Here is a 20,412-nt window from a genome sequence, read left to right as displayed (position 1 = left end):
ACATTTCACAGACATAAGCATGCTCATGGACCTGCAGTATCACCAAAAGTTACTCCTGGCGTGCTAATCCCAGACTCGTCGTCGACGAGCAGCCACTGGTCTCCGTCGCCGAGGTAGACTCTCTTGTCATCCGGGAGATCGCCGGCGGTGACCTCTGCGACGCGGCCGTCGGTGGGCGCTCGGCGCTGCAGCTCAGCTGTGTTCGATACTTCTTCGACCTCGTCGGCCATCACACGCACCATCGTCGACAGCGGGATATCGCCGTTGCTCAAGGGTGCGAGATTTTTCGATTTGTCACTCATTGTGAATCGTCCGTTCGCGCTCGATCACGTCGCCGGAGTCACGACGTGCGTCATCGCTCGGGTGATTAGATGTCGAAGCCAGCCAACTGCAGCAGCGACGTCGCCCGCTTGACCCCCATCTCAGCGTTCCACGTCGACCCGCGGTAGTGTGCAACCGCGCTCTTGACCGTCGGGAGCCAGCCTTCGTCGAGCCCGTTGAGCGGCGAGCGCTCGCGATGAGCGGCCACAGCGGTCCCGCCGTCACCGGTCGGGAACAACCGGATGTGCGTCTGGAGCGACCCGAACAACCCCTGTGGTCGATGCGCGTAGCTCCCACACTCGAGGCGACCATCGAGGCGCTTCACCGCCGCGCAGTTGTTGGGGTAAACGTGCGACAGCGCTCGGAGGCGGTCACGGACGACAGACGGCGGTTCGTCGAGCGTCCCGACCAGCTCTGCGTCGTGCACCGGGAGTTCGAACTTGGCGATGGGGAAGCGACGTTCGAGACGAGGGAAGACGTCGCGGCGGACGAACCAGAGGTCGGGCCACGTCCGGCCGAGGACGGCCTCGACCTGCGGGTCGGCGAGGACGCCGCGGCGGACAGCCCACGCGAGGAGTGCGATGGTCGCGACGAGCGCGACGAGCGATGCGACTTCAGGGGATGCGATGTCGAGCATGAGTCTGAGTTTACTGGAAGTGGTGGGGGGAAGAAGTGGGCTCGCCCCGGTGGGTCATCGCCCCAAGAATAGAATTAGATCTCTCGCGTCACCGCCGACAGTTGGGTCTTGAGTGTCGAGATGACCTCCTCTTCTCGAGCGCGACTGTCGAGCTGCAGTGTGACTTGCCCGCCCTCATCCGAGAGCGACCAGACCTCCATCGCATCGCCTGGGAGGTCAGGAATCGAGACTGCGTCGACGAGGTTCCACGTCTCTGGCCACTCGTCGATGGTGATGGTCGCGGTCGTCATCGGCGTCGACGTCTTCTGGACGATGATCAGGGCAGCCTGCTCTGCCGAGCGCTGGGTCGTGACACCCGGGATGGACTGGGTCTCGATGTGCTTCCCGTCGCCCGAGTACGAGGGGAGTTCGTACGTGCCCCGAGTCTTGACCGAGTAGTCGACGACAAGCGTCTCGCCGTCCGCGATAGCGCCGCCAGACCGGGCGGTGATCTCTCCGGCGAGCGGGTCGAAGTCGTAGTCGACGCCACGCTCGTAGCGCGTGCTGTCGGTCGCACGGACGATCTCGCTCGTCTCCTGGAGGTAGTCGTCGGGAAGTGCGACCGCGGTGTCGAGGTCCGCAGTGACCTCCTCGTCGCGGACGGGATAGCTCGTCCCGTAGACGATGGCCTTCTCGTTGATGCTACTCGAATCCGTCTCGGCCGAGTAGTTGACGAGCGTCGGGTCGCCCGCCGCCTCACGCTGGCCGGGTTGGGTCCACTCCACGCTGAAGTTCCCCTGCTGGTCGCACGTCACGCACCAGATTGCGTCGGCGCTTTCGGCCGCCGTGTTGAGGACGTCGACCATGTTGTCCTCGAACAATCGCTGGACGATGAGCGGCGTGTCTTCGAGATCTGCGAAGAGGTCAAAGAGGTCGATTTCAGTCCCGCTGTCGTAGACGACGTCGCCGCTCCCCGAGTCGAAGTTCGAGAGCGTGAACCGCGCCCGGATGCGAGGCGTCCCCGACGCGAACGCGCCGTCGACGACCGCCGCGTTGGACGCTTCGATCCAGTTTTGGCCCTGGTCGTTCGAGATGGCGATTGCCTGATTGCGAGCTGTCGAGTTGACTGTCGCCTCGAGGCGACCGGCGATGACCTGGCGGACCGTGCTCACGTCGTCGGTCTGGACGTCGATACTCGGCGGCTTGATTTCGGGAGTCGACAGGGGTCGGCCGTCCGAGAAGTCCTCGTTAGTGACGCCCGTGTAGTCGCCGTCGAAGAGCGTCGCGGTCCCGTACGAAAGCGTTCCGTCGCCCGAACTCCCATCGCGGAAGTAAATCGAGACCGTGTGCGTCCCCGGCGAGAGCGACCCAACACTCGTCGTGATCCACGTCGGGTCGTCGACGGGGATCGGCGTCGGGTCCTGGTCGGCGACGATCGTCCGCTTGACCGAGTCGTCGAGTTTGATATCGAAGCCCGTGTACGTGTCGTCCGGGATGTAGAGCCGGAACGCGATGGTCGCGTCGCCGTAGGTGTACGGCACGTCGAAATCGTAGTCGAACTCACAACCGACGCCGTCGACGCGGATGGCCTCGCCGCTGCCGAAGATTCCCGAGCCGATGGGCGTGTAGTTATCGTCGAGGACGCGGTCGAACTGCTCGGCTGAGCGGACTTTTGCGACGTCGTGCGTCCGGAGCGCTCCGCCGGAGACGTCGAGCGGCGTGTCGTCGCCGAACGGCGCGTTTGCGAGGGCGTTGTTGAAGTCCTCGTCAGAGTTCGCCGAGAGCATTGGCGTGTCCGACGTGACGTCCGCGTCCGGCGCGTCGACGTTCGCTGTGTACGGTGTCGTCTGGATGAGGTCCTCGACGAACAAGTGTGAGTCCTGCTCCTCGACGTACTCTTCGACGTGAGTCAGGAGTTCGCGACCACCACGGGCCGTGAGCACGGTCGCCTCGGGCGTCTGGCGGGGCTTCGTCAGCTCCTCGATGGGCTGGCGGACGCCATCCTTCCAGACGCGACAGTCCGCAAGCCGGAGCTGGTCGGAGTCCCACTTGTCGTCTCTCGCGACCGGGAGTTCGACCCGCGGGAGGCCGTTGAGCGTCGGGAGACGACGCGGTTGCTCCGAGGTCGTCTCGATGACCTCCGGTTTGAGGGTTGTCTCGCTGGGCGTGTCGATTTCGACGTACCAGCCGTCCTGCGGGACCTTCTTCGAAAGACCCGAGTCGGGCGTTGTGACATCGACCCAGTCCGTGATCGCTTCGGAGTGCTCTGTGAATGTTCGGACACGGTAGCGATAGGTTGTTTCTGGAAGGACCGTGTCGTCGGTGAACGGCTCGGTGTCCGGCGGGAGGTCGCCGACCAGACGCTCGGACACCCAGTTCCCGAGTCGCCGTTCCTCGCGATAGACTTCGACTGCGTCCTCGTTGTCGGCGTTGATGTCGTACTCGAGCGTGACGCTCGTCTTCGTGGTCGAGCCGATGTTGAGGTTCGTGACCCCCGGGAAGATGGTCGTGATAGCGACCGGCGTCGTCCATGCTCCCGTCGCGTCTGAGGTCTCTGTCCGAAGACGAACCTCGTATTCCTCCCCATCTTCGCGACCAGTGACCGTCGTCGACGTTGTCGACTCAGCGAGCGCTTGTTCATCCCAGCCGAGAGCTGATGACGACCACGTCGACGCCCCTGTTTCGCGCGTCTGGAGGCGGTAGAGACCGTTGTTGATGACGTCTTGATAGCTGACTGCAATCTCGTCCTCCACGCCGTTGCCGAGTGTCGGCTGCTGGGCGTCCGGGAGGATGGTCGTTGCCGACCCCGAAGCCGACCGTGCCGACGAGGCCGTGTCGAACGGTTCAACCTCGTAGAAGTACTCTCGCCCGTCGTCAAGCCCCGTGTCCGTGAACGAGGTCGCGTTGAAGCCGAGCGTTGCGAGCTTCGTCCAGGTCGCGTCATCAGTCGACCGAAACACACGAACGCCCGACCCTGTGAAGTCGACGGTCAGTGACCCGAGCGTCGGAGACGACGTCCCGGCGACAAGTGTGACGACGAGGTCGAACTCCGAGTGCGACGACGCAAACGTAACTGGCGACGGGGCGCTCCCGTCGAGTGTGACTGTATGGCTTTCTTCGGAAGCCGTTCCGGGCGAGCCGCGGACCTCAACATCGACGCGCCCGCCGTTGAGCGTCGCCGTGTAGCTTGAGACGTCCGCCTCAGTCGCCTCTTCGGGAACTGTCTTCGTCGTCGTGTCGGCGCTGCCTCGCTCCGGCTGGCCGATCGAGATGTCGTCGAACCAGTTGTCGACCGTGTCGGACGGGTCTCCCCATCGGTTGCCAGTGTGGCTGACGAGGCGGACGCGGCGGACGCCATTGGAGTTCGCAAGCGGGTGGCCGGTCGATGTCGCCGTCGACCCTGACTGCATATCCTCCCATTCGACGCTGAACGTCTCGTTATCCCAGTCGATGCTCGTAATCGCGAATCGGACCCAGCGCTCAGTCCCGTCGCCAGAGTCGATCTCAGTTGTCCCGTTGCCATCGAGGACATCAACTTGCGGATTGTTCGACCCAACGCCACAGAGCTGCGTCCCTGAGTCGTCTTCGAGGACGACCCCGCCGCCAAAGGACGTGCTCGATTCACGGAAGTAGAATTCGAGGTCGGATATCTCCGTTTCCGAGCCGAAATCGTAGACGCCGAACGAACTCCCCGAGGATTCGGTCGTGAATAGCGAATACGTTCCAGAGTAAGACTGGTTCGAGACGATTTGTGACGGGCCTTCGAGCGTCCAGACCCCCGAATCACCAGCCTCAAACCCTTCGACGATGCTGTTGTCGACGAGTGAGAGCGTGCCGTTGTTGGACTGAACGTCCGAAAGCGACCCCCACTCCGAATCTGTGTTCCACGTTCGCGAGACCGACTCTGGCGGGTCACTATTCGGGTCGTTCCACGAAATGCCGAGTTCGCGGATGACGCTCGCCGAGACCGTCGGCGCGTTGGGCGCGGTAATCGTCATTTGTTCACCTCACTCCGCTTCCGGAGACCGAGCGATTCGTTCGCCGTCTGCGCTTCCTTCGACGCGATCGGGTCGAGGAGGTCCTGGAGGCCGGTCGGCGTCGTCTCGGCCTCGTTGTCGGGGTTCTCGAAGAGCACCTTCGTCGCGCCCCTCGCGAGGCGCATGTTCTGGGCGTGCTGACTGCCGTCGGTCGTGTTCTCGAAGCGGAGCTGCGCCTCGATGGCAACCGGGCCGATGTGAGTGAGGTCGACGTCAGAGAGCTGCCAGTCGGACGCCCCGAGCGAGAGCGACGACCACTGGCCCGTTCCGTCACTCCACACCGACACGTCGAGCGTGTTCGTCGGCCCGTCCATCTCGAGGCGGACAAGGCCGTTCTCGACGACGATGTTCCCCGCGAACTCGTGCGAGGTCACGAAGACCTTCGCCCACTGGACGTTGTCATCGGCGTCGAGCTTCGTGACGCCGCGGTCATCCCACACGCGACAGTCGGTCTTGCCCTGGTCCGCGTAGGGGACGTCGTAGACGAGTTCCGACTCGGTCGTCGGGGCACCGGCCGCGTCGAAGACGTCGACGTCACCGAACTGCGTCGAGAGCGTGTTCGTGGGCGTGGGCGACGTGGTCGTCCCGTCGACGGAGTTGAACCACCTGACTCCCGTTGCGGTCGCGGGGACGGTCAGCGATGCAGATTGGTCGTTGCCGTGATCGTTCTGTACCGGCGAGAGTGACATGGCGAGCGACCGGAGGTGAGACGCCTTGGTCCCCGCTTCAGAGAGCACGGCGTTGACGCGGTGGATCTCGCCAACGACCTGCGCGTCGAGCGGGCGCGTCGCCCCAGATTCGGGGACGTAGTACCCGTCGAACTCGGTTTCGTTCGTGACGCCGAAGAACGGGATCTCCTGGTAGTCCGAGTTGAGGAGTTCTTTGAACGCGTTTGCGATGTAGTCTGATCCCTCACCGGAAACGAAGAACTCGAATCGGATTTGCCCCGGCTCCAGAGAGACCGCTTCGGCGACCGAGACGCCGCCGGACAGCGACGACTGGCTGGCGATGTTGCGTTGGCTGTCGCTGCCGAGCACGGCCGTCGCCTCGTCTCTCGATTTGAGTGTGTAGAGTCGACGACGCATGTTAGAAGGCCTCCTGAACTGCTTTGTCGATGGGGCCGGCGAACGAGCCAACGACGTGGCACGTGATCTGGACCTCGACGGTCGACGGTTCGTCGTCGGACTCCACTACCCGCGGCCCCTCTGGGATGTGGACCGGCCGCGGTTCGCCGTAGAGCCCGGCTTGCCCGTCGCTACTGTACGTCCCGTCGTGATAGTGGCCAATGTGGAGAAATACCGGATTTGCGGAGTCAGTCGTGGCTTCTTCGAGATACCGTCCGAGAACTGAATCCTGATCTCTTCCGTCAGCGCCAGTCGCATCGTACGCCGTCAACGTTGTCTCGTCTCCCGTATCACCCATCTGGAGATACCCGCGGTCACCGAACTCGGTCTCGGACAGCGACACGGTGATTTCGTACGACCGCGTCCCCGCACCAGCGTCGATCACGAAGCCTTTGCGGTTGGTTCCGACGCCATCGAGGGCTTGTTCTCCAGTTTCGTCTTCGAGAACGCCGATCAAGCGTGCCCCCAGTTCACCGACGGGTCCGATGAGATACTCCCGGCGGAGGTCGCTAACGAGGTTATAGTCCTTGGCCAGGTGAAATACTCCGGTGCGTTGCTGGCCGCCGAGGGTCGCGTCGACCTCGAGGACAGCTCCAGTAAGTCGTGTGGGCATGTTGAGTATGAAAAGTCGCTACTGCGGTCGTACGGGTCGATTAGCGGGCTGTCGTGGGGGTACGCTTATTCTGACAGAGTAGAAAGTATTAGAAAATGTCAGGGACTGACTGGACTCGTCTGGCGAAATCGGCCGTGAAAGTCGTGGCCGTCTTCGCGTTGGGTATCGTGCTCGCCGGCGTCATCTTCGCCTACTTCCAGAACCTGGTTGTGCTCGCTCTCGCTATAATCGCACTCCCAATCGTGTTCGTCTTGGCTAAGAAGTTGTTTAAGAAGTACATCGAAGGGAAATACGTGTTAGTGGTTCGTGAATAGTCACCGACCACGTAGAGCCCGCTGGAGCGAATCGACATCTGATTCGACGCTGTCGAGGCGCGACTCGATATTGTTGACGTCCTTTCGGTGTGCTTGTTTTATTTCTCGAATGATGCGATCGGTATCGAGGTTGATGTTGTACGTCGGGCCGTAGTCGATGGTCGTTGAAGCGCTTGCAGAGCTTTTCGACCGGGATCCCTGTGATGGTTGGCCGACAGGAGTGATGTCTGTTGGAGTTACGCCGATCCTCCTGAGCAAATAGTTGGAGGCCTTTCGCTCGGACTCGGCGAAACCGTCACCCAGAAGTGGTGCTTCAACGTTGTCACGGAACCATTCACCCGTGCTTTTTGCACCGCCGCCGCCACCACCTGCGACAGAGAGGCTCATGTCGACTTCAAGGGGTGGAACATCTTCGACCTCGAGTACCGGCGTCTCGACACGCAGCGGCGAGGGGTCATCCACACCGACTTTCCAGTCGGGACGGTCGACACCGACCGCAAACTCGGGCTCTTGAACGGCGAGTGGCGCCCAGTCTGGTTCGCGCACGTCGAGATCACTCGGCGTGTCGACGCCGACCTCCCACGACGGCCGGGCGACGTCAAGCGGGACCCACTCCGGCTTCGTGATCGAGACCGACGACCCGCCAGTCGGTAAGAGGTCGCTGACTGCCTTCCCGAGAACCTCCCCGGCCGCGGTTCCGAGGATGTCGCCAATCGTGTCGGGGATCTCACTCGCGACCGCACCAGCGGTTTCGCCCGCAGCGCCGCCGCCGGCCTCGACAAGGAGGTCACCGACAGCGCCTCCAATGAGGCCGCCGTCGTCCATCGTCTCAGCGATGTCCCCAACGGTCTCCCAGATGTGGCGCTGGACTTCGAGCTGTTCAGCGGCGAGTTGCCGGCCGAGCGCTGCCTCCTTCGAGCGCATTTCGCCGTGGCGATCGACTGCGTCGACGGCCGCGGACAACGAGAGGTCGCCTCCACCAACGCCCCCGCCGTCGACACGGGCTGCCGACGCGCCACCTGGTCGGACGGTGACATCGAGGTCGCCGACCGTGTCCTGGATGACGTCGCGGGTGTGCCGAAGGCTTGCGCGATCGACGTCGACGGCGAGGGTTGCGCCTGCGCCGAACTGTTGGTCTTCAGCCATTAAGGAGCCCTCCAGTATTGTTGGAGACGATCTGCATCAGTTCGAGGTCGCGCATCGAGTAGTTGCGAGCTTGTTCTGGCGGGTGGCCGTGCGCCATCGCGAGGCCGACGAAATAGTCAGCTGTCAGTTGCTCGTCGGCGTCTGGGACCGCGTCTCCTCGGGCGAACGCTTGGAGGCGGTCCCGGCGGGATTTCCCACCGTCGAGAGACTGTTGACGTGGTTGTACGCGAACTTGACGAACGCGGCCGGAAGACCGCCCCCGACCGTCTCGACGCGGTCGCCGTACGATGCATCGCTGTCGTGATACGGTGCGTCGACGGTCCCCTGGGCGACCATGTGGATTTCGACGACGCGCTGGGTTCGGTTCGTGATTTCGCTGAAGACCTCTGCAATGTCGCCTGCAGAGAGAGCGGCGAACTCGAGGCTGTCGACAGAGTGATCCCAGACGTCGACGCCACCCTCACTCGGTGGCAGGTGGGCTTCGTCACGCGCCCATCGAGCGCCACGCTGTTCGGCTTCGAGCGTCGTGATTCGTTGGTTGACCTGGCCGATGGCGTCTCGCTTGTCCTCATCGGCGTCGATGAGATCTTGCTTTGTCGCTTTGAGGTCGGCCAGTTCGTCGTCGATCCGTTCGATTTCGTCGGTGAGGTCGTAGCGTTGTGTTCGAAGCGGCATGATTAGGCCACCGTGACGTCGTCGACGTTGTAGGTCACGGGTTCTGTGAGGTCGCTGTCGGCGGCGATGAGGTCCTGCCAGTTGTACGACTGCGGGACGAGTCCAGTCAGATTGTACGTCGTGGTCGTCCCCGAACCGTTCGTCGTCGTGACGGCCCCGCTAACCGAGTCGAGACGGTCAGCAGGCGTCGTTGCGGCCGCTGCACCGTACGCGCGCTCGACAGCTTCCGGCCCGGAGTAGATGGCCGTCGTCGAGAGCGTCGGCGTGACGTCTCCGATGACAGCGGCGACTGGGTGTCGGTCCGCGCCACGATGGAAGCGGGCGTTCGGCGAGAGCTGAAGCGTCGCGTTCTGGAGCTTCGAGACGGTCGCACCGTCGACCTGGACATCGAAGCCGTGGAAGGCGACGACGTCGCTGTCGGTGGGTTTCTGGACGTTCGACGGCGTGATGCTCGTCGAAAGATCCGGCTCGTCGCCGTAGATCATCGTCAGGTCGAGGGTGACGGCCCCGCCCTGCTGATAGGTGATCTGGGCGTTCGTGACGATGCACATTGCCAGCTCACGCTCGGTCGTGCCAGTCCCCGCGCCGTCAAGGTAATCGACGCCGAGATACCAGCGAGACGAGGGCATGCGACCAGGCTCCCAGCCGGTGTTCGAGTCGTTGTTGAACACGAGCTGATGCCAGTCGTTCGTCGAGAGTTCTCCCGAGATGCTGAGCGCGCCCTCGAAGTTCTGGGCGAGCGAGCCGACGCTCACGGCCGAGTCAGGGTCGCGAAGGCGGCGCAGTTCATTCGATAGCGATGCTTCTCCGACGGTCGGGTTCTTGAACGGGAGGTAGAACGTCGCCGTCCCCGTGTCCGGGTCGCCCCCGAACGACGGTTCGGGCGTGAACGCGACGGTGCTGCTCCCAGCGCCGGCGCTCATCGGTCACCTCCGCCGTGTGTGGAAAACATGGTTGTTAGCTGAAGTCGTCGTACCCGCGGAAACGTATTTCAAACGAGTACTGGTAGAAATCTCGGTAGTTCTTCGAGTCGTTGCGCTCGTTTTCGAGGAGAATCGTGTGGTAGGTCGCCGGCGTCGACGTCGTGGGGTACTCGCGGTGTGTGAGGATGGCGAGCCTAACGTTCCGGACGAGAGCTTCGAACGCAGCGCCGTCAGCGATGTGGCCGCGCTGGTTTTCGTGAAGCCCCTCGATGCGACAGGAGAGGACCGCGTCCTGTTTGTGCTCGTACTCGGTCCCAACGGCGGTGGGGTCCGTCCGGACCGAGCCGACGCCGACAAGGTTTGAGCGTGCGAGGTCCTGCTTCCGAGACCGGATCCCAGCGTCAAGCTTGTTCGAGTCGTCGCGGTTGACTCGCTCCAGGTCGCCAGGGAACCCGCCCGCGAAGTCGGCCTGGATCCAGCTGAGGACGTCTTCGACGAGCGTCATCGTTGCAGCTCCTGGCGGAGGTCCTCGAGCCCGTTTTGGATTGCCCGGGATTCGGGGATACCGCCAGTCTCACTCCCCCAGTTGACGGAATCTGTCTGAATCCACATGTCTTTCTCAGCCCAGTAGAAGTGCAGATCGCCGGTGATCGTGTGCGGCTCAACGCCCAGTTCGAAGAGGGCGGTGAGCCCTGGCCACTCAAGTCGCAGGTGGACAGAGCGACGAGTTCGCTCAACGACAGGGTCGCTGGCAGCGTCCCAGACGAAGGAGATGTCGTAGTCGTTCGCGGCGGCGTACGCCTTGAAGTTCTCCTCGATGGCGTCTTTCAGAAGTGGCCCATACTCGTCGCGGAGCGTTGCGGCGACGTTGGCGAGTAGCGCTTCCTCTGCGAGGCCCTCGAAGTCGGCTTCGAGTTCCATGGTCAGAGCGTTGAGAAACCGGTGTAGTTGGCCACCGTGTCTTCCCATTCCTCTTTGAGCGCAGCCCGCTTCGACCCACGGCTCGTCAGCTGGCCGTCGTCCGGAAGCCCACGCTCGGAGTTGTCGTCGAGGGTGAGCCGCATCGCCGCTTTCGCTGCGACTGCCTCGGCGACGTCTTCGGGGACGCTTTCGACGAGGCCGTCAGTCATCGACACGGTGTCGTCGAGCGGCCCGTAGCGATACGTTAGCCGGCAGAACCGCGTGTTTGGGTCGTCCCATGGCTTCCGGGCGAAGCGCCGATGGTGAATCCGCAGACGCTTGCGGCGATAGTCGAGTGTCCACGAGTCGCCCTCTTCAGCGGTGATGTCGTCCCACGAGTCTCGGCCATCGCGAACCTCGATCGCATCGCCTTCGACCGCGTCGATCGGGAGCGGTTGTTCGTCGAGGATGATCGTCGCTGGTGACCACGAGACGGCGTCTTGGACGTCGAAGACAGGCCACGTTCGCGGTTCGTTCGGGTCGCCAACGCGGACGGCGTGGAACGCTTTTCCAGTCTCGCGAACCCACGTCTCGGTGGCTGCGACTGCTCGGCGTTTCGCCCGGTCGCGCTCCCATTGAGCCGCCATCGACGGGTCGGAGTCGGTCGCGGCCGTGAGGACGGCCTCGACGCTCGCGTAGCGGACGTCATCTGGCGCGGTCGACATGGGGCTTACTCCTCGCCGTCGCTATCGGCGTCCGACTCGTCTTCGTCGTCTTCGTCGTCCGCTACATCGGCACGGACACGTTCGAGTTCGTCCGCATCGGCGTCGCCAGCGTCGACGTCGACGGCGGTTTCAACGACTGCGGGCTCGAATCGAGTGAGGAACTCGGCCATGTCGGTGAGACCGGCGCTGTTGAGGTTGATCTCCGAGGCGTCGTCGCGGAGGAGCTTGACGATGTTGGAGGCCTGCGAGCGCGAGAAGCGCTGGATGTACTCGTCGCTCCGCTGTTGGGAAACCTCTGCGGCTTCGTCGCGCTCGATGCCGGCGATGTCCCGGAGTTGATCGCGATAGGGCGCCTCGTCGTCCTTGTCGTAGACGCGCCCGGCGTCGTCGAGGTCGAGTTTGTCGAAGAGCTTCTTGCGCTTGTAGCGGTCGAATCCCTCGTAGAAGACCTCTGGCGGGAGGTAGTTCCGCTTGAGGAGAGCTTCAGCGAGGCGCTCGGCATCGTAGATTACCTCGAAGTCGTTGCGAGCTTCGAGAGCGTGGACGCCCATGTTTGCGTTCTCGACGTGGTCGGGGTCGAGGAACGTCGGGAGAAGCGCGAGATAGACCTGGCCCTGCTGGAACTTTGCGGGGCCATCATAGCCTGCTCGCTCGCGGATGTCGACGTCCGCTTTCATCGACGACTCGCCGATGTACCGAAAGCCGACGAACTCGACTTCAGCGTGGCCTTTTTCTTCGAAATCCTGTGCGCTCTTGAGGGTCGTGACTGGCATTAGTGACGCTCCGTAGTAGTGGTGGTTGTGGCGGGCTCGTCATCGCCGTCGCCGGCATCCGACTCGTCTTCAGATGGCCCGTGGTCGTGGTCGGTGCTGTTCGTTCGGTCTCGTACCGCGATTGTCTCGACGTGGCTCTCCCGACAGACTTCGACGACATGGCCGTCCGTGACTTCGAGGACAGTCAGGTCGCCATCGTAGACGTAGAGGTTCCGTTCTCCGTCACGGGCCCAGTGAGTGCCCTCGACTCTGCGAAGGTACTCGAAGCCCTCGATGAGAACGGTCACGGTGATCGGTTCCGCGTCGGGCGTGTCGGAGTCGTCTGACACGGCAGTAGTGGTGGTAGTTGCGTTAGTCATCTGTCTATACGGCGGTGGTGTCGCCGACGTCGACGCCGGTCTGGTCAGTCGCCCAGCCTGGCTCGGGATAGTCGTGTGCGCCGCCGCAGTGATCGCATGCCTGGCGGCCACGACACGTGCAACCGGCATTCAGTTCGATGGCGACCGAGACGGCGCCGTCTTCGAGACCGGCAGCGTACGGCGTCGACCGTGCCCGACAGTCGTCGCGAGCGCGGACTGCGTCGACGGCAGTCTGGACGTCGGACGTTGTGTGGAGCTGGGGGATCGCCTTCGCGAGAATCTTCGCGAGGGCGATGAGGATGCTGGTTCGAATCATGCTCGTGAGTGTGCTTACTCCGCGAGGTCGCGAATCAGGCCACACGAGGCGAAGTCGCGGTTGATGACCTCGTGGTTGAGGAGCATGAGCGCCTCGTCGCGGTAGTTGCCGGTCGCGAGGTACCCCTGCGACTGGCCACGGCCGGCCGTCTCGGTGTACGGCGCCGTGAACTGCTCGATCGACAGCCGCGGCTGGCCACGGATCGTGTCCGTCGGAACGATGAAGATCGACGAGATGTCGCCGTGCTTGATCGCGTGCTGGTTTCCGATGATCGGGATGCCGTCGTAGTCGCGGTAGCGGGCAGTCCCAGAGAGACCGCGGATGGACTCCGCGTCACCGACGCTCTCGGTCGTGTAGTCGGCCATCGCCGCCACGTTGCGGACGTTGTTCCGCTCGGCCGCGAGGTCCGATAGCACGCCCGCGGTGTCGTGGCCCGTGAGGATGGCGACGTCGTTGTAGACGTCGACGCCCGCGAACTCGTTCATCGAGTTGAGGAACGAGGTGAACAGATCGTTCGTCAGCTGCCGAGTGCCGGACGCACCGTTGTGGTCGACGTACGAGTCGGCCCACGAGTCGGCCGAGCGGTCGACGCTCCCGTAGTCGAGGTCGCCGTCGTTGTAGGCGTTCCCGTTGGGGTCGACTGCGTTGGCCTCCTCGTCGCTCGACGCGATGACGCGGTCGAGGGTCGTGATCTCGTCGACGCTATCGTACTGAGGGTCACCCTGGAAGACGGGGGACGCGATACCGTCGCGGTCGATTGCGAGGTCGAGCTGCTGCTCCTGCAGCTCCCAGAACTCCTCGAAGCCGACGGCGTCTTCGATGGACGCGCGGATCTGCTGGAGGTCGGTCACCTCGATGACGGTCTCCGAGCGCTTGGGGTCGAACTCGACTTCCTCGACGCCCATGGTCTGGCCAGCCGGGACCGAGCCACCCTCGGAGTGCGACTGGAGGTCGACGGGCGTGGTCGCGGCACGGAACGCCTTCGCGGTGACCGGGCCTTCGAGAGACGCGTTGAAGCGGTCGACCTGCGTGAGAGCGTTGTACCACTTGTGTTCGTCGTTGTACTGGGCGTAGAGCGTCGCGTTGAAGATCGAGTTGACGTGCGCCTGAGTGGACGTGTCGTACTGTGCCCGCTGGAGCAGACCCTCGTCCCAGTCCATCGGGACGTCCCCGAGGACATTCGACTCGAGGAAGCGCTCTGGGGAGTTGCCCCCAGCGTACCCCATCATCGGGTGGGTGCTGGCGCGGGCGCTCATTCGTCACCACCCCCAGTGATCGCTGCCGACCCACCGACGGTCTTTGCCTCGCCACCGGGCGCCGTGGTCGTGGTCTGACTGGTCGAGACGAAGTCGCCCTTCTGGTCGACCGTCTGAACGAGCTTGTCCGAGAGTTCGTCACTCTCGGTCATCTTCTCGACCACTTGCTCAGCGAACTCGTCGTCGCTGGCCATCTTCTGGCCGAGTGCGCCAGCCATCTCGTCGAGGACCTCGTCGTTCGTGATCGCGGCCGCCACGTGCTCGTTGAACTCCGCGCTCTGGAGCATCTGGTCGACCGACGGCGGCTGCTGGCCACCGTTCTGGTCCGGCGGCGCGCCGGCGCTGGTGTCAGCGCCTGCGTCGTCGCCGTTGGAGCCGTAGCCCTCGACGCTCATTCCGGGGACGTTCTCGGCGACCCACTCGGCCGCCACTTCGTCGACGTCCTTGTTCATGGACTCCGCGTAGTTTTCGACCAGGCTTCGAGCCTCGGAGTCGCCGATCTCCTCGACGACGTCGATCGGGTTCATGTCCCCGTCAGTCTGCTTCTGGTCGACATCGGTACCTCCGTCGGTGTCGGTGTCACTCATGTGAGTCGTGTCCGTGTTCGTGTCTGCGTCTGCATCTGTTTCTTGCGCGTTACCGTCGCCGTTCTCGGCTTTCTGGTCGGTGCCGTGGACAGAGTCGAACGCGTCGACCAGTCCAGAGGCATCCTGCTGTTCGCTGGCGTCGACTGTCGCAGACAAGACAGTCATCGCATCTTCTTCCGAGAGTGGCGTCCGAGAAGCGACTGCGCCAGCCGCGTCGCGCATATCTTTCTGGTCGACACCAGCGCCGTCGATCTCGGCGAGCTTCTGGTCAACCTCGTCGCTCATCTCGCGCAGTTCCTGTACAACGTCGTCGGGGTCGACATCGCCGTCGCCGGCTTTCTGGTCGACCGTCTGGAGGATCTCGAACGGCGAGGCACCCTCCGGAAGGCCTTCCAAAACGGCTCGGGCTGTGTCGACCGAGCTGCTACTGTTGCTGAAAATTCCCATCGTCAGATGTGGCCTCGTCAAATCCCCCTCGAGAGCCTGGCCAGGTGCTCCGTCATCAGGGGGGTTAGTCGCCCGTCGCGACCGGTCAGTTAGTCAGTCTCGAAGGTGGTCAAGAAGGGAAGCAGCGAGCGAGTTGTCTTCGTCGCCGGCTTTCGGATCGCCCCGGAGCTTTTGCTCGACGCGACCAGTCAGCGAGTCGCGTCGACGGAGACGTCGGCAGAGCGATGCCTCGAGTACGTCGCCGTGCTTGAAGTCGACGACGTCGAAGTCGGCCGCCGGGTTCATGACGAGATCCTCGTGACCGATAGTGACGGCGTGGAGGTCACACTCGGTCGTGACTCGCGCCCCGTCAGGCTTCGCGACCTCTTGATTCGAGTAGACGGTGATGGAGTAGCCGCCGTAGTCGCCGTTGAGGCAGCGCAGCCGGGCGAGCTTGCTCATCGTCGTCTCGTTGCCGAGGTTCGCGACCAGCTGGAACGTGTCGCCGTCGACAACCGTCTGGTAGCGCTGGCCGTCGTCGGTCGTCCAGTCCCACAGCGGGACGCCAACCGGGACGTCGTCGTGCTTGTCGGAGATGATGCCTGGCTCGCGATCCGAGAGCATGAAGCGGTCGAGCGCGTCCCGGACGGCGTCCATCTGGATCTGCTGCCCCGAGCGGTCGACGATCTCGACCGACGCGGGGCCTTCGATGATGAAGTCCTCAGCGTCGAAGATGGGCTGCTCCCACTCGTCGGGGACATCCTCACGTGTGAGGCGGCGGTTGCGGACGCGCCCCGACGTATCGGAGATGGACTCGCCGACCATGGCCTTCGCGTCGACGCCAGCGTCTGGATGGTTGAGTACTTGAATGCTCATTGGCGAGAGTTCACCCGTGTGAGGTGTTCGAGCGTGCCCTCAGTAACCTGTTCGAGGTCCGTGAGCGAGCCGTAGATGCTCTGGTGAGGGTGCATGAGTTGTTCGTCGTCAGGCCAGGCGTCGATGTTCCAGTCTGCGATGGCCATCCCGCTCTCTAACTCGACGACGATGCCGAGAACAGAGTCGACGAACTCATCATCATCGGGCGGGGCGAGGATGCGATAGAGTTCGACGCCGAACTCTGTCGAGTCTTCAGTGGCGAGCGCACGCCTGATCGTGGATGGGAGGTCGGATGGCATGATGAATCACTTCGCAGAAATCCACAGCGTGAGCGTGCCAGCGCTGGCCGTTGTCGTGACCGCTGCTCGGACTTTCGGGTCGGGAACTTCTTTCAGAATCTCGAGTTCGAGCCCCGTGGCCGTCGCAACATCCATCCAGTTGGTCCCGTCGATGCTCGCTTGGAGCGCGATTTCGGGGTCGCCGGTGACTGCGTCGTTCTCAGTCGTTCGGAGAGCCACCTGTTCCTGCTTGGGTATCTCGAGTTCGGTGCCATCGATAACACCGGCCTGGGTGACGTCAACCGTCTTCTCGTCGGTGTGGACGCTTCGTGTCATTAGTCGTTAGGAGTGGGTTGTTCGGGGGTCGTTGGGTCGGGAGGCGGGCTGTTCGGCGTCTGGTCCGGGGGTTCTCCCGGTGGTTGGCCTTGGTCGGGTGGTGGGGCGTCCGCCGGCGCAGCGTTCCCAGTACTCTCGGGCTCGGCCGGGTCGATCTGCTGGTCGGGGATGATGAGCTGGCCGTCCTCGACCGAGACCTTCGTCCCGGTCTTCTGAGCGAGGTTGATGCCTTCGAGGACGTCCAGCGCCGATAGTGAAGTGTCGTCGCGCTCGGGATCGACGAACTTGAGTCGCCAGTCGAAGTGCCCTTCGACGCGCTCGATGAGACGGCAGAGCGTGTTCAGCGCTTTCTCGACGGTGTCTTGATGAGCGCTCGCGACGGCCGCGTTCGTGATCTCGAGTTGCTCGCCCTCGGCGTTGAGGCCGCCCGTGTCTGAGAGTTCGTTTTCGATGGCGTCGGAGATACCGAACATCGCGCGGACCTGCGACATGAGACGCTCGACCATGGGTTCACGGCCGTTGATCCCGGCGTCACTCGACAGGTCGAGCATCTCGATTTCGACGTCGTCGGGATTGCCTTCGTAGATGAGCCGGCCTTCCTCCCACGGGTTCTTCGCCTCTTCTTCCTGGAGCGACGCACGGAGCGACGACCGGACGTTTTTGCCGTACGCGACGAGGAACTTGTCGGGGAGCTGTTGGTCGTTCTGCGGGTTGAGGTACTGGAGCTCATAGTTGCGCGACCACTGCAGGATAGCCTGAAGCTTGATGAGCGGCAGGACCGGCGACCGGCCGTCGAGGCCGTTCAGAATGGGATAGTGTCGCGCCCAGTCAATGACCTCGTGCTTGAGGAAGAGCCGCTTGGTGTCGTCGTTGCGGCCGCCAACTTCGACGTAGCCAACCTCTGCGAGTTCAGCATGGCACTCGGGGCAGACTTCCTCAGGGGCGTCGGCGTCGACGCCGTCGAACGTGAGGTCTGTGTGCTCCCAGTACTCGCCGCGGTGCGCCGGGCACGTCCACCAGCCACCGTGGCGGTTGTTCTCGTCGAGGACCGGACGGACGCGCAACGGGTCGGCATGGACGAGTTCTTCGATCTCGACGGCTTCCCACCGGCCACCTTGGGAGACCGACCGGCCGGCAACTGTTGTCTCGCTGGTGACGTGCTGATAGCGGAGCCGGGCGAGGATAGTCGACACGCCGTAGAACGACTGGTAGTCCTCTTCGTACTTCATCAGCGACGCCAGCGACTGGTCGTCGTCGTTGATCGTGTCGAATCGTTGCTCGTAGCGTTCCTTTTGCTCTCGCGACGGGGTCTCGAACTCTGTCCCGCCACAGACCTCGCACGTCTCACGCTCCTCGCCGTAGGACGTCCCGCAGGATGTGCAGCGGTGCGTAAACGCCGGGACGAGAACCGGGAACTGGTTGCGGTACATCTCGTCTCGGAACCGCTTGACGGTCGTTGCGAGTTCCGTCGAGTTGAGCGTGAACGTCTGGAGGTCGATCGAACTCCAGAGCCCGCCCTTGTCAGAGATGCGCGGTACGGGGCCAATCTTGTCTTCACTCCGAGAGCCCCCATCTGTAGACTGAGGCGTCGCGGCGATCTGTGCTTGGATCTTCTGTTCGACGCCGTCGGCGTCGGGCCAGTCGAGTGCGACCAGCTCGCCGTTGTCGTCTTCGCCGAGTTTTGTCATTCGTGGCTCAGTCATGATATGTTATCACCAGTCGAGATGTTCGAAGTCGTCGCCGGAGACACGGTTGACCGTGCCCTCCGGACCGCGGGACGCTATCTCGAGTGCGTCGAAGCGGTCGTCGTGAGCAGCGTCCGGGAACGGCAGCCACTCCTCGCGGATGAACGACTCCCAGCGCTCGTTCTCCTTCGATGCGACCTTGATCTTCCCCTGCTGGAAGCGGTTGGCCAGGCGCGTAAGGCGGTCTTCCTTCTCACCGTTCGACGCCGTTGGGGTCACACGATACGAGGGCTCGTCGACGGCGGCCTCCTCGTACGTTTCGGGGTCTGCGATGACCTCCGCGATTTCCTCGCCGGCGAAGTTGCTCTCGACGAACAGCTCGCCGATGGGTAGTCCAGAGAGGTTCGCGGCGATGAAGTCGGTCGCCGCTTCTTTCCACATGAACCCGCGGTCACGCCAGACGTCGACGGCGTACTGCTGGTCGTTCTCGCGGTCGTACGCGACGACGCCCAGCGCCCAGTAGTCCGTCTCGCCCCGCTGTTCGGCGGCGAGGTTGTTCGGGTTCGCGAAGTCGAGGCCGGCGTACCACTCCAGGGCGTCGTAGTCGTCCCGTGGGATGGGGTCGACAAAACGGAGCCAGTCGAGGTCGAGGACGCGGCCGACCGCTGCCTCGGGGTTCTGCTGGTTCTCCGCGCGCCACAGGCCGGCGCTGCCAGCCTTCGAGACGACCTTCGTCAGGACCGTCTCGGGGCGCTCGAACTCGGGCCAGAGCGTCCGGAACTCTGTGTCGCCGGCGGGCTGGATGCCGTCGTCGATGATCTCGACTTCGGCGGGGACGTCCCGGATGGTCTCGTAGACGTTGCCGTCGGTCCCGTGGACCTCGAACGCCTCGTTCTCGATGACCTGCCAGTCGGGAGTGGCGCGCCATACGCGAGCGGCCCATCCCGGTCGCGAGACGTTCCGGGCGATGAAGTCGTCCCACTCGGGGTTGTTGGTCGTGAGGATGTGCTCGCGGTAGACGTCTTCGGGCGTCTTACGCGTCCCGATGACGATGTTGATCGACTTGTGAGGAAGAACTGTCGCACCCTCTTTGGCGGCGACGTTGTCGGCGAACTCCTCGAAGTTCTCCGAGATGGTTCCCCGGAGCGCCGTCGTTTGGTTTGCGAGCGTCGCGATGTCGTCGTAGATGATAACGTCGTAGTGCGACCCCGTGTCCGACGTCCGAATCGACACGGGCTCGAGCGTCGGCTCGATGTTCGTGCGGCCGGCGTCAAGTTGGATCGTCGTCTTCGACTCGTCGTAGACGTCGACGCCGTAGCGCTCACACGCCGCCTCGATGGACGCGACCGCCGTCTTCGCCCGCTTGTTGGCGTGGTCCTTTTTGTGCGAGACGATGGCCATCCGGATGCTCGGGAAGTTGACCGCGAGCCATGCCGGGACGACCTCGATCGTCGAGACGGTCTTCGCGTAGTTCCGGGGCGCGAACAGCCCGAGATTCTTCGGCGCCCGCTCGTCGAAGACGGCTTCCCAGATGTGCTGGTACCAGTCCTGGAGGTGACGCGGAGGCGCGAGGATGCCGTCGGTCCCGAGGTGCTTGATCGAGAAGCTGAGCGGGTGGGCTGTCGGACGGTCCCGGACGAGCTTCGCCAGCGACTCGGTGACGGCGTCGGAGTCGGAGTTGGCGGTCGTACTCATGGGCTACACCACCCGACCTGTGAGTGTGTATGAGTAAATTCGCCTGTCGCGCCGGACATCGCCTTCGTAGTACTCGATCCAAATTTCTTCAAGCTCTTTCCAAATGCGGTAAAGCATCTCACCAGCGGCAGATTTATCAACGCCCGAAAGAAGCGTTTGATTGGAAACGTTCTTGTGGGCTCGTGCCGCCGGGGGAACCCGGCACCCGTTGGCGCGGGTATCGGGCCCTCGGTTCCACTTTCGTGAGCTTCAGCCATCTACTTCACCTCCCGAATCTCGTGGCGACACCAGTCGTGGACGACGTGCGTCGACGACGGTGGGTCCTTGACGAACCGGCGTTTGGCCTCTTGCATCAGGTCGACCAGTTTGTGATATGGGAGGCCCTCGGGCGGGACCTGCTGTTGGATCCACTCACACGCTGGGTGGTCGGG

Annotated in this window: 22 protein-coding genes; 1 reads left to right on the top strand and 21 read right to left on the bottom strand. The window is 63.3% G+C overall.

Annotated features, from left to right (window positions below):
• Positions 1 to 23: 23 nt before the first annotated feature.
• The 5 genes from C5B90_RS19080 to C5B90_RS19060 all read right to left on the bottom strand — a co-directional run bounded on the left by C5B90_RS19080 (position 24) and on the right by C5B90_RS19060 (position 6,711).
• Complete coding sequence (locus C5B90_RS19080) at positions 24 to 302, bottom strand: hypothetical protein (protein ID WP_148708242.1); 279 nt, start codon at positions 300 to 302, stop codon at positions 24 to 26.
• A 65-nt stretch (positions 303 to 367) separates the two neighbouring features.
• Positions 368 to 958, bottom strand: a complete 591-nt coding sequence (locus C5B90_RS19075) for a hypothetical protein (RefSeq protein ID WP_115883518.1) — start codon at positions 956 to 958, stop codon at positions 368 to 370.
• 74 nt (positions 959 to 1,032) lie between these two features.
• A complete protein-coding gene (locus C5B90_RS19070; RefSeq protein WP_115883517.1) occupies positions 1,033 to 4,935 on the bottom strand; it encodes a hypothetical protein in 3,903 nt (1,300 codons plus the stop codon).
• Positions 4,932 to 6,059 carry a hypothetical protein gene (locus C5B90_RS19065; RefSeq protein WP_199517563.1) on the bottom strand — a complete coding sequence of 376 codons (1,128 nt, stop codon included), beginning with the start codon at positions 6,057 to 6,059 and terminating at the stop codon, positions 4,932 to 4,934. The genes C5B90_RS19070 and C5B90_RS19065 overlap by 4 nt, the downstream gene beginning before the upstream one ends.
• A 1-nt stretch (position 6,060) precedes the next feature.
• Positions 6,061 to 6,711 (bottom strand): hypothetical protein, encoded by a 651-nt coding sequence (locus tag C5B90_RS19060; protein WP_115883516.1) that lies wholly within the window; start codon positions 6,709 to 6,711, stop codon positions 6,061 to 6,063.
• A gap of 95 nt (positions 6,712 to 6,806) precedes the next feature.
• Here C5B90_RS19060 and C5B90_RS19055 point away from each other — a divergent pair, with 95 nt between their 5' ends.
• The gene (locus C5B90_RS19055; protein WP_115883515.1) at positions 6,807 to 7,025 is read left to right on the top strand and encodes a hypothetical protein; all 219 of its coding nucleotides are present in this window, start codon (positions 6,807 to 6,809) and stop codon (positions 7,023 to 7,025) included.
• Here the strand turns inward: C5B90_RS19055 and C5B90_RS19050 are convergent, their stop codons facing one another.
• The 16 genes from C5B90_RS19050 to C5B90_RS18975 all read right to left on the bottom strand — a co-directional run bounded on the left by C5B90_RS19050 (position 7,026) and on the right by C5B90_RS18975 (position 19,981).
• Positions 7,026 to 8,171 (bottom strand): hypothetical protein, encoded by a 1,146-nt coding sequence (locus tag C5B90_RS19050; RefSeq protein ID WP_115883514.1) that lies wholly within the window; start codon positions 8,169 to 8,171, stop codon positions 7,026 to 7,028.
• 123 nt (positions 8,172 to 8,294) lie between these two features.
• The gene (locus C5B90_RS19045; protein WP_115883513.1) at positions 8,295 to 8,846 is read right to left on the bottom strand and encodes a hypothetical protein; all 552 of its coding nucleotides are present in this window, start codon (positions 8,844 to 8,846) and stop codon (positions 8,295 to 8,297) included.
• A gap of 2 nt (positions 8,847 to 8,848) precedes the next feature.
• Complete coding sequence (locus tag C5B90_RS19040) at positions 8,849 to 9,769, bottom strand: phage tail tube protein (protein WP_115883512.1); 921 nt, start codon at positions 9,767 to 9,769, stop codon at positions 8,849 to 8,851.
• 34 nt (positions 9,770 to 9,803) lie between these two features.
• Positions 9,804 to 10,274 (bottom strand): hypothetical protein, encoded by a 471-nt coding sequence (locus tag C5B90_RS19035; protein ID WP_115883511.1) that lies wholly within the window; start codon positions 10,272 to 10,274, stop codon positions 9,804 to 9,806.
• Positions 10,271 to 10,690, bottom strand: a complete 420-nt coding sequence (locus C5B90_RS19030; RefSeq protein WP_115883510.1) for a hypothetical protein — start codon at positions 10,688 to 10,690, stop codon at positions 10,271 to 10,273. The genes C5B90_RS19035 and C5B90_RS19030 overlap by 4 nt, the downstream gene beginning before the upstream one ends.
• Before the next feature lie 2 nt (positions 10,691 to 10,692).
• Entirely contained in the window at positions 10,693 to 11,394 is a 702-nt protein-coding gene (locus C5B90_RS19025; protein WP_115883509.1) for a hypothetical protein, read from the bottom strand.
• Between the two features lie 5 nt (positions 11,395 to 11,399).
• Complete coding sequence (locus tag C5B90_RS19020) at positions 11,400 to 12,167, bottom strand: hypothetical protein (RefSeq protein WP_115883508.1); 768 nt, start codon at positions 12,165 to 12,167, stop codon at positions 11,400 to 11,402.
• On the bottom strand, positions 12,167 to 12,496 hold the full coding sequence (locus C5B90_RS20970; protein WP_199517561.1) for a hypothetical protein: 330 nt from the start codon (positions 12,494 to 12,496) through the stop codon (positions 12,167 to 12,169). Before C5B90_RS20970 ends, C5B90_RS19020 begins: the two co-directional genes overlap by 1 nt.
• Before the next feature lie 34 nt (positions 12,497 to 12,530).
• Positions 12,531 to 12,842: a hypothetical protein gene (locus C5B90_RS19010; RefSeq protein ID WP_115821667.1), complete on the bottom strand. Its 312-nt coding sequence runs from the start codon at positions 12,840 to 12,842 to the stop codon at positions 12,531 to 12,533.
• A gap of 14 nt (positions 12,843 to 12,856) precedes the next feature.
• The gene (locus C5B90_RS19005) at positions 12,857 to 14,098 is read right to left on the bottom strand and encodes a hypothetical protein (protein ID WP_233512135.1); all 1,242 of its coding nucleotides are present in this window, start codon (positions 14,096 to 14,098) and stop codon (positions 12,857 to 12,859) included.
• A complete protein-coding gene (locus C5B90_RS19000) occupies positions 14,095 to 15,132 on the bottom strand; it encodes a hypothetical protein (RefSeq protein ID WP_115883506.1) in 1,038 nt (345 codons plus the stop codon). The genes C5B90_RS19005 and C5B90_RS19000 overlap by 4 nt, the downstream gene beginning before the upstream one ends.
• Positions 15,133 to 15,225: 93 nt before the next feature.
• Complete coding sequence (locus C5B90_RS18995; RefSeq protein ID WP_115883505.1) at positions 15,226 to 15,987, bottom strand: hypothetical protein; 762 nt, start codon at positions 15,985 to 15,987, stop codon at positions 15,226 to 15,228.
• A complete protein-coding gene (locus C5B90_RS18990) occupies positions 15,984 to 16,286 on the bottom strand; it encodes a hypothetical protein (protein ID WP_115883504.1) in 303 nt (100 codons plus the stop codon). The genes C5B90_RS18995 and C5B90_RS18990 overlap by 4 nt, the downstream gene beginning before the upstream one ends.
• 6 nt (positions 16,287 to 16,292) lie before the next feature.
• Positions 16,293 to 16,601 carry a hypothetical protein gene (locus C5B90_RS18985; protein ID WP_115883503.1) on the bottom strand — a complete coding sequence of 103 codons (309 nt, stop codon included), beginning with the start codon at positions 16,599 to 16,601 and terminating at the stop codon, positions 16,293 to 16,295.
• A complete protein-coding gene (locus C5B90_RS18980; RefSeq protein WP_115883502.1) occupies positions 16,601 to 18,304 on the bottom strand; it encodes a hypothetical protein in 1,704 nt (567 codons plus the stop codon). The genes C5B90_RS18985 and C5B90_RS18980 overlap by 1 nt, the downstream gene beginning before the upstream one ends.
• Positions 18,305 to 18,313: 9 nt before the next feature.
• A complete protein-coding gene (locus C5B90_RS18975; RefSeq protein ID WP_115883501.1) occupies positions 18,314 to 19,981 on the bottom strand; it encodes a hypothetical protein in 1,668 nt (555 codons plus the stop codon).
• Positions 19,982 to 20,412 lie beyond the last annotated feature (431 nt).

Source organism: Haloferax sp. Atlit-12N, assembly GCF_003383095.1.
Taxonomy (GTDB): domain Archaea; phylum Halobacteriota; class Halobacteria; order Halobacteriales; family Haloferacaceae; genus Haloferax.
Note: the sequence above shows the minus strand (reverse complement) of the source record. Positions and strands in the feature narration are given on the sequence as shown.

Excerpts from the sequence above, each read along its gene's own strand:
- C5B90_RS19010 (WP_115821667.1), bottom strand. The coding sequence starts at position 12,842 with ATGATTCGAACCAGCATCCTCATCGCCCTCGCGAAGATTCTCGCGAAG.
- C5B90_RS19000 (WP_115883506.1), bottom strand. The coding sequence starts at position 15,132 with ATGGGAATTTTCAGCAACAGTAGCAGCTCGGTCGACACAGCCCGAGCC.
- C5B90_RS19065 (WP_199517563.1), bottom strand. The coding sequence starts at position 6,059 with ATGCGTCGTCGACTCTACACACTCAAATCGAGAGACGAGGCGACGGCC.
- C5B90_RS19025 (WP_115883509.1), bottom strand. The coding sequence starts at position 11,394 with ATGTCGACCGCGCCAGATGACGTCCGCTACGCGAGCGTCGAGGCCGTC.
- C5B90_RS19045 (WP_115883513.1), bottom strand. The coding sequence starts at position 8,846 with ATGCCGCTTCGAACACAACGCTACGACCTCACCGACGAAATCGAACGG.
- C5B90_RS19070 (WP_115883517.1), bottom strand. The coding sequence starts at position 4,935 with ATGACGATTACCGCGCCCAACGCGCCGACGGTCTCGGCGAGCGTCATC.
- C5B90_RS19075 (WP_115883518.1), bottom strand. The coding sequence starts at position 958 with ATGCTCGACATCGCATCCCCTGAAGTCGCATCGCTCGTCGCGCTCGTC.
- C5B90_RS18995 (WP_115883505.1), bottom strand. The coding sequence starts at position 15,987 with ATGAGCATTCAAGTACTCAACCATCCAGACGCTGGCGTCGACGCGAAG.
- C5B90_RS19060 (WP_115883516.1), bottom strand. The coding sequence starts at position 6,711 with ATGCCCACACGACTTACTGGAGCTGTCCTCGAGGTCGACGCGACCCTC.
- C5B90_RS18990 (WP_115883504.1), bottom strand. The coding sequence starts at position 16,286 with ATGCCATCCGACCTCCCATCCACGATCAGGCGTGCGCTCGCCACTGAA.
- C5B90_RS19050 (WP_115883514.1), bottom strand. The coding sequence starts at position 8,171 with ATGGCTGAAGACCAACAGTTCGGCGCAGGCGCAACCCTCGCCGTCGAC.
- C5B90_RS19055 (WP_115883515.1), top strand. The coding sequence starts at position 6,807 with ATGTCAGGGACTGACTGGACTCGTCTGGCGAAATCGGCCGTGAAAGTC.
- C5B90_RS19080 (WP_148708242.1), bottom strand. The coding sequence starts at position 302 with ATGAGTGACAAATCGAAAAATCTCGCACCCTTGAGCAACGGCGATATC.
- C5B90_RS19005 (WP_233512135.1), bottom strand. The coding sequence starts at position 14,098 with ATGAGCGCCCGCGCCAGCACCCACCCGATGATGGGGTACGCTGGGGGC.
- C5B90_RS19035 (WP_115883511.1), bottom strand. The coding sequence starts at position 10,274 with ATGACGCTCGTCGAAGACGTCCTCAGCTGGATCCAGGCCGACTTCGCG.
- C5B90_RS18975 (WP_115883501.1), bottom strand. The coding sequence starts at position 19,981 with ATGAGTACGACCGCCAACTCCGACTCCGACGCCGTCACCGAGTCGCTG.
- C5B90_RS19030 (WP_115883510.1), bottom strand. The coding sequence starts at position 10,690 with ATGGAACTCGAAGCCGACTTCGAGGGCCTCGCAGAGGAAGCGCTACTC.
- C5B90_RS19040 (WP_115883512.1), bottom strand. The coding sequence starts at position 9,769 with ATGAGCGCCGGCGCTGGGAGCAGCACCGTCGCGTTCACGCCCGAACCG.
- C5B90_RS18980 (WP_115883502.1), bottom strand. The coding sequence starts at position 18,304 with ATGACTGAGCCACGAATGACAAAACTCGGCGAAGACGACAACGGCGAG.
- C5B90_RS18985 (WP_115883503.1), bottom strand. The coding sequence starts at position 16,601 with ATGACACGAAGCGTCCACACCGACGAGAAGACGGTTGACGTCACCCAG.
- C5B90_RS19020 (WP_115883508.1), bottom strand. The coding sequence starts at position 12,167 with ATGCCAGTCACGACCCTCAAGAGCGCACAGGATTTCGAAGAAAAAGGC.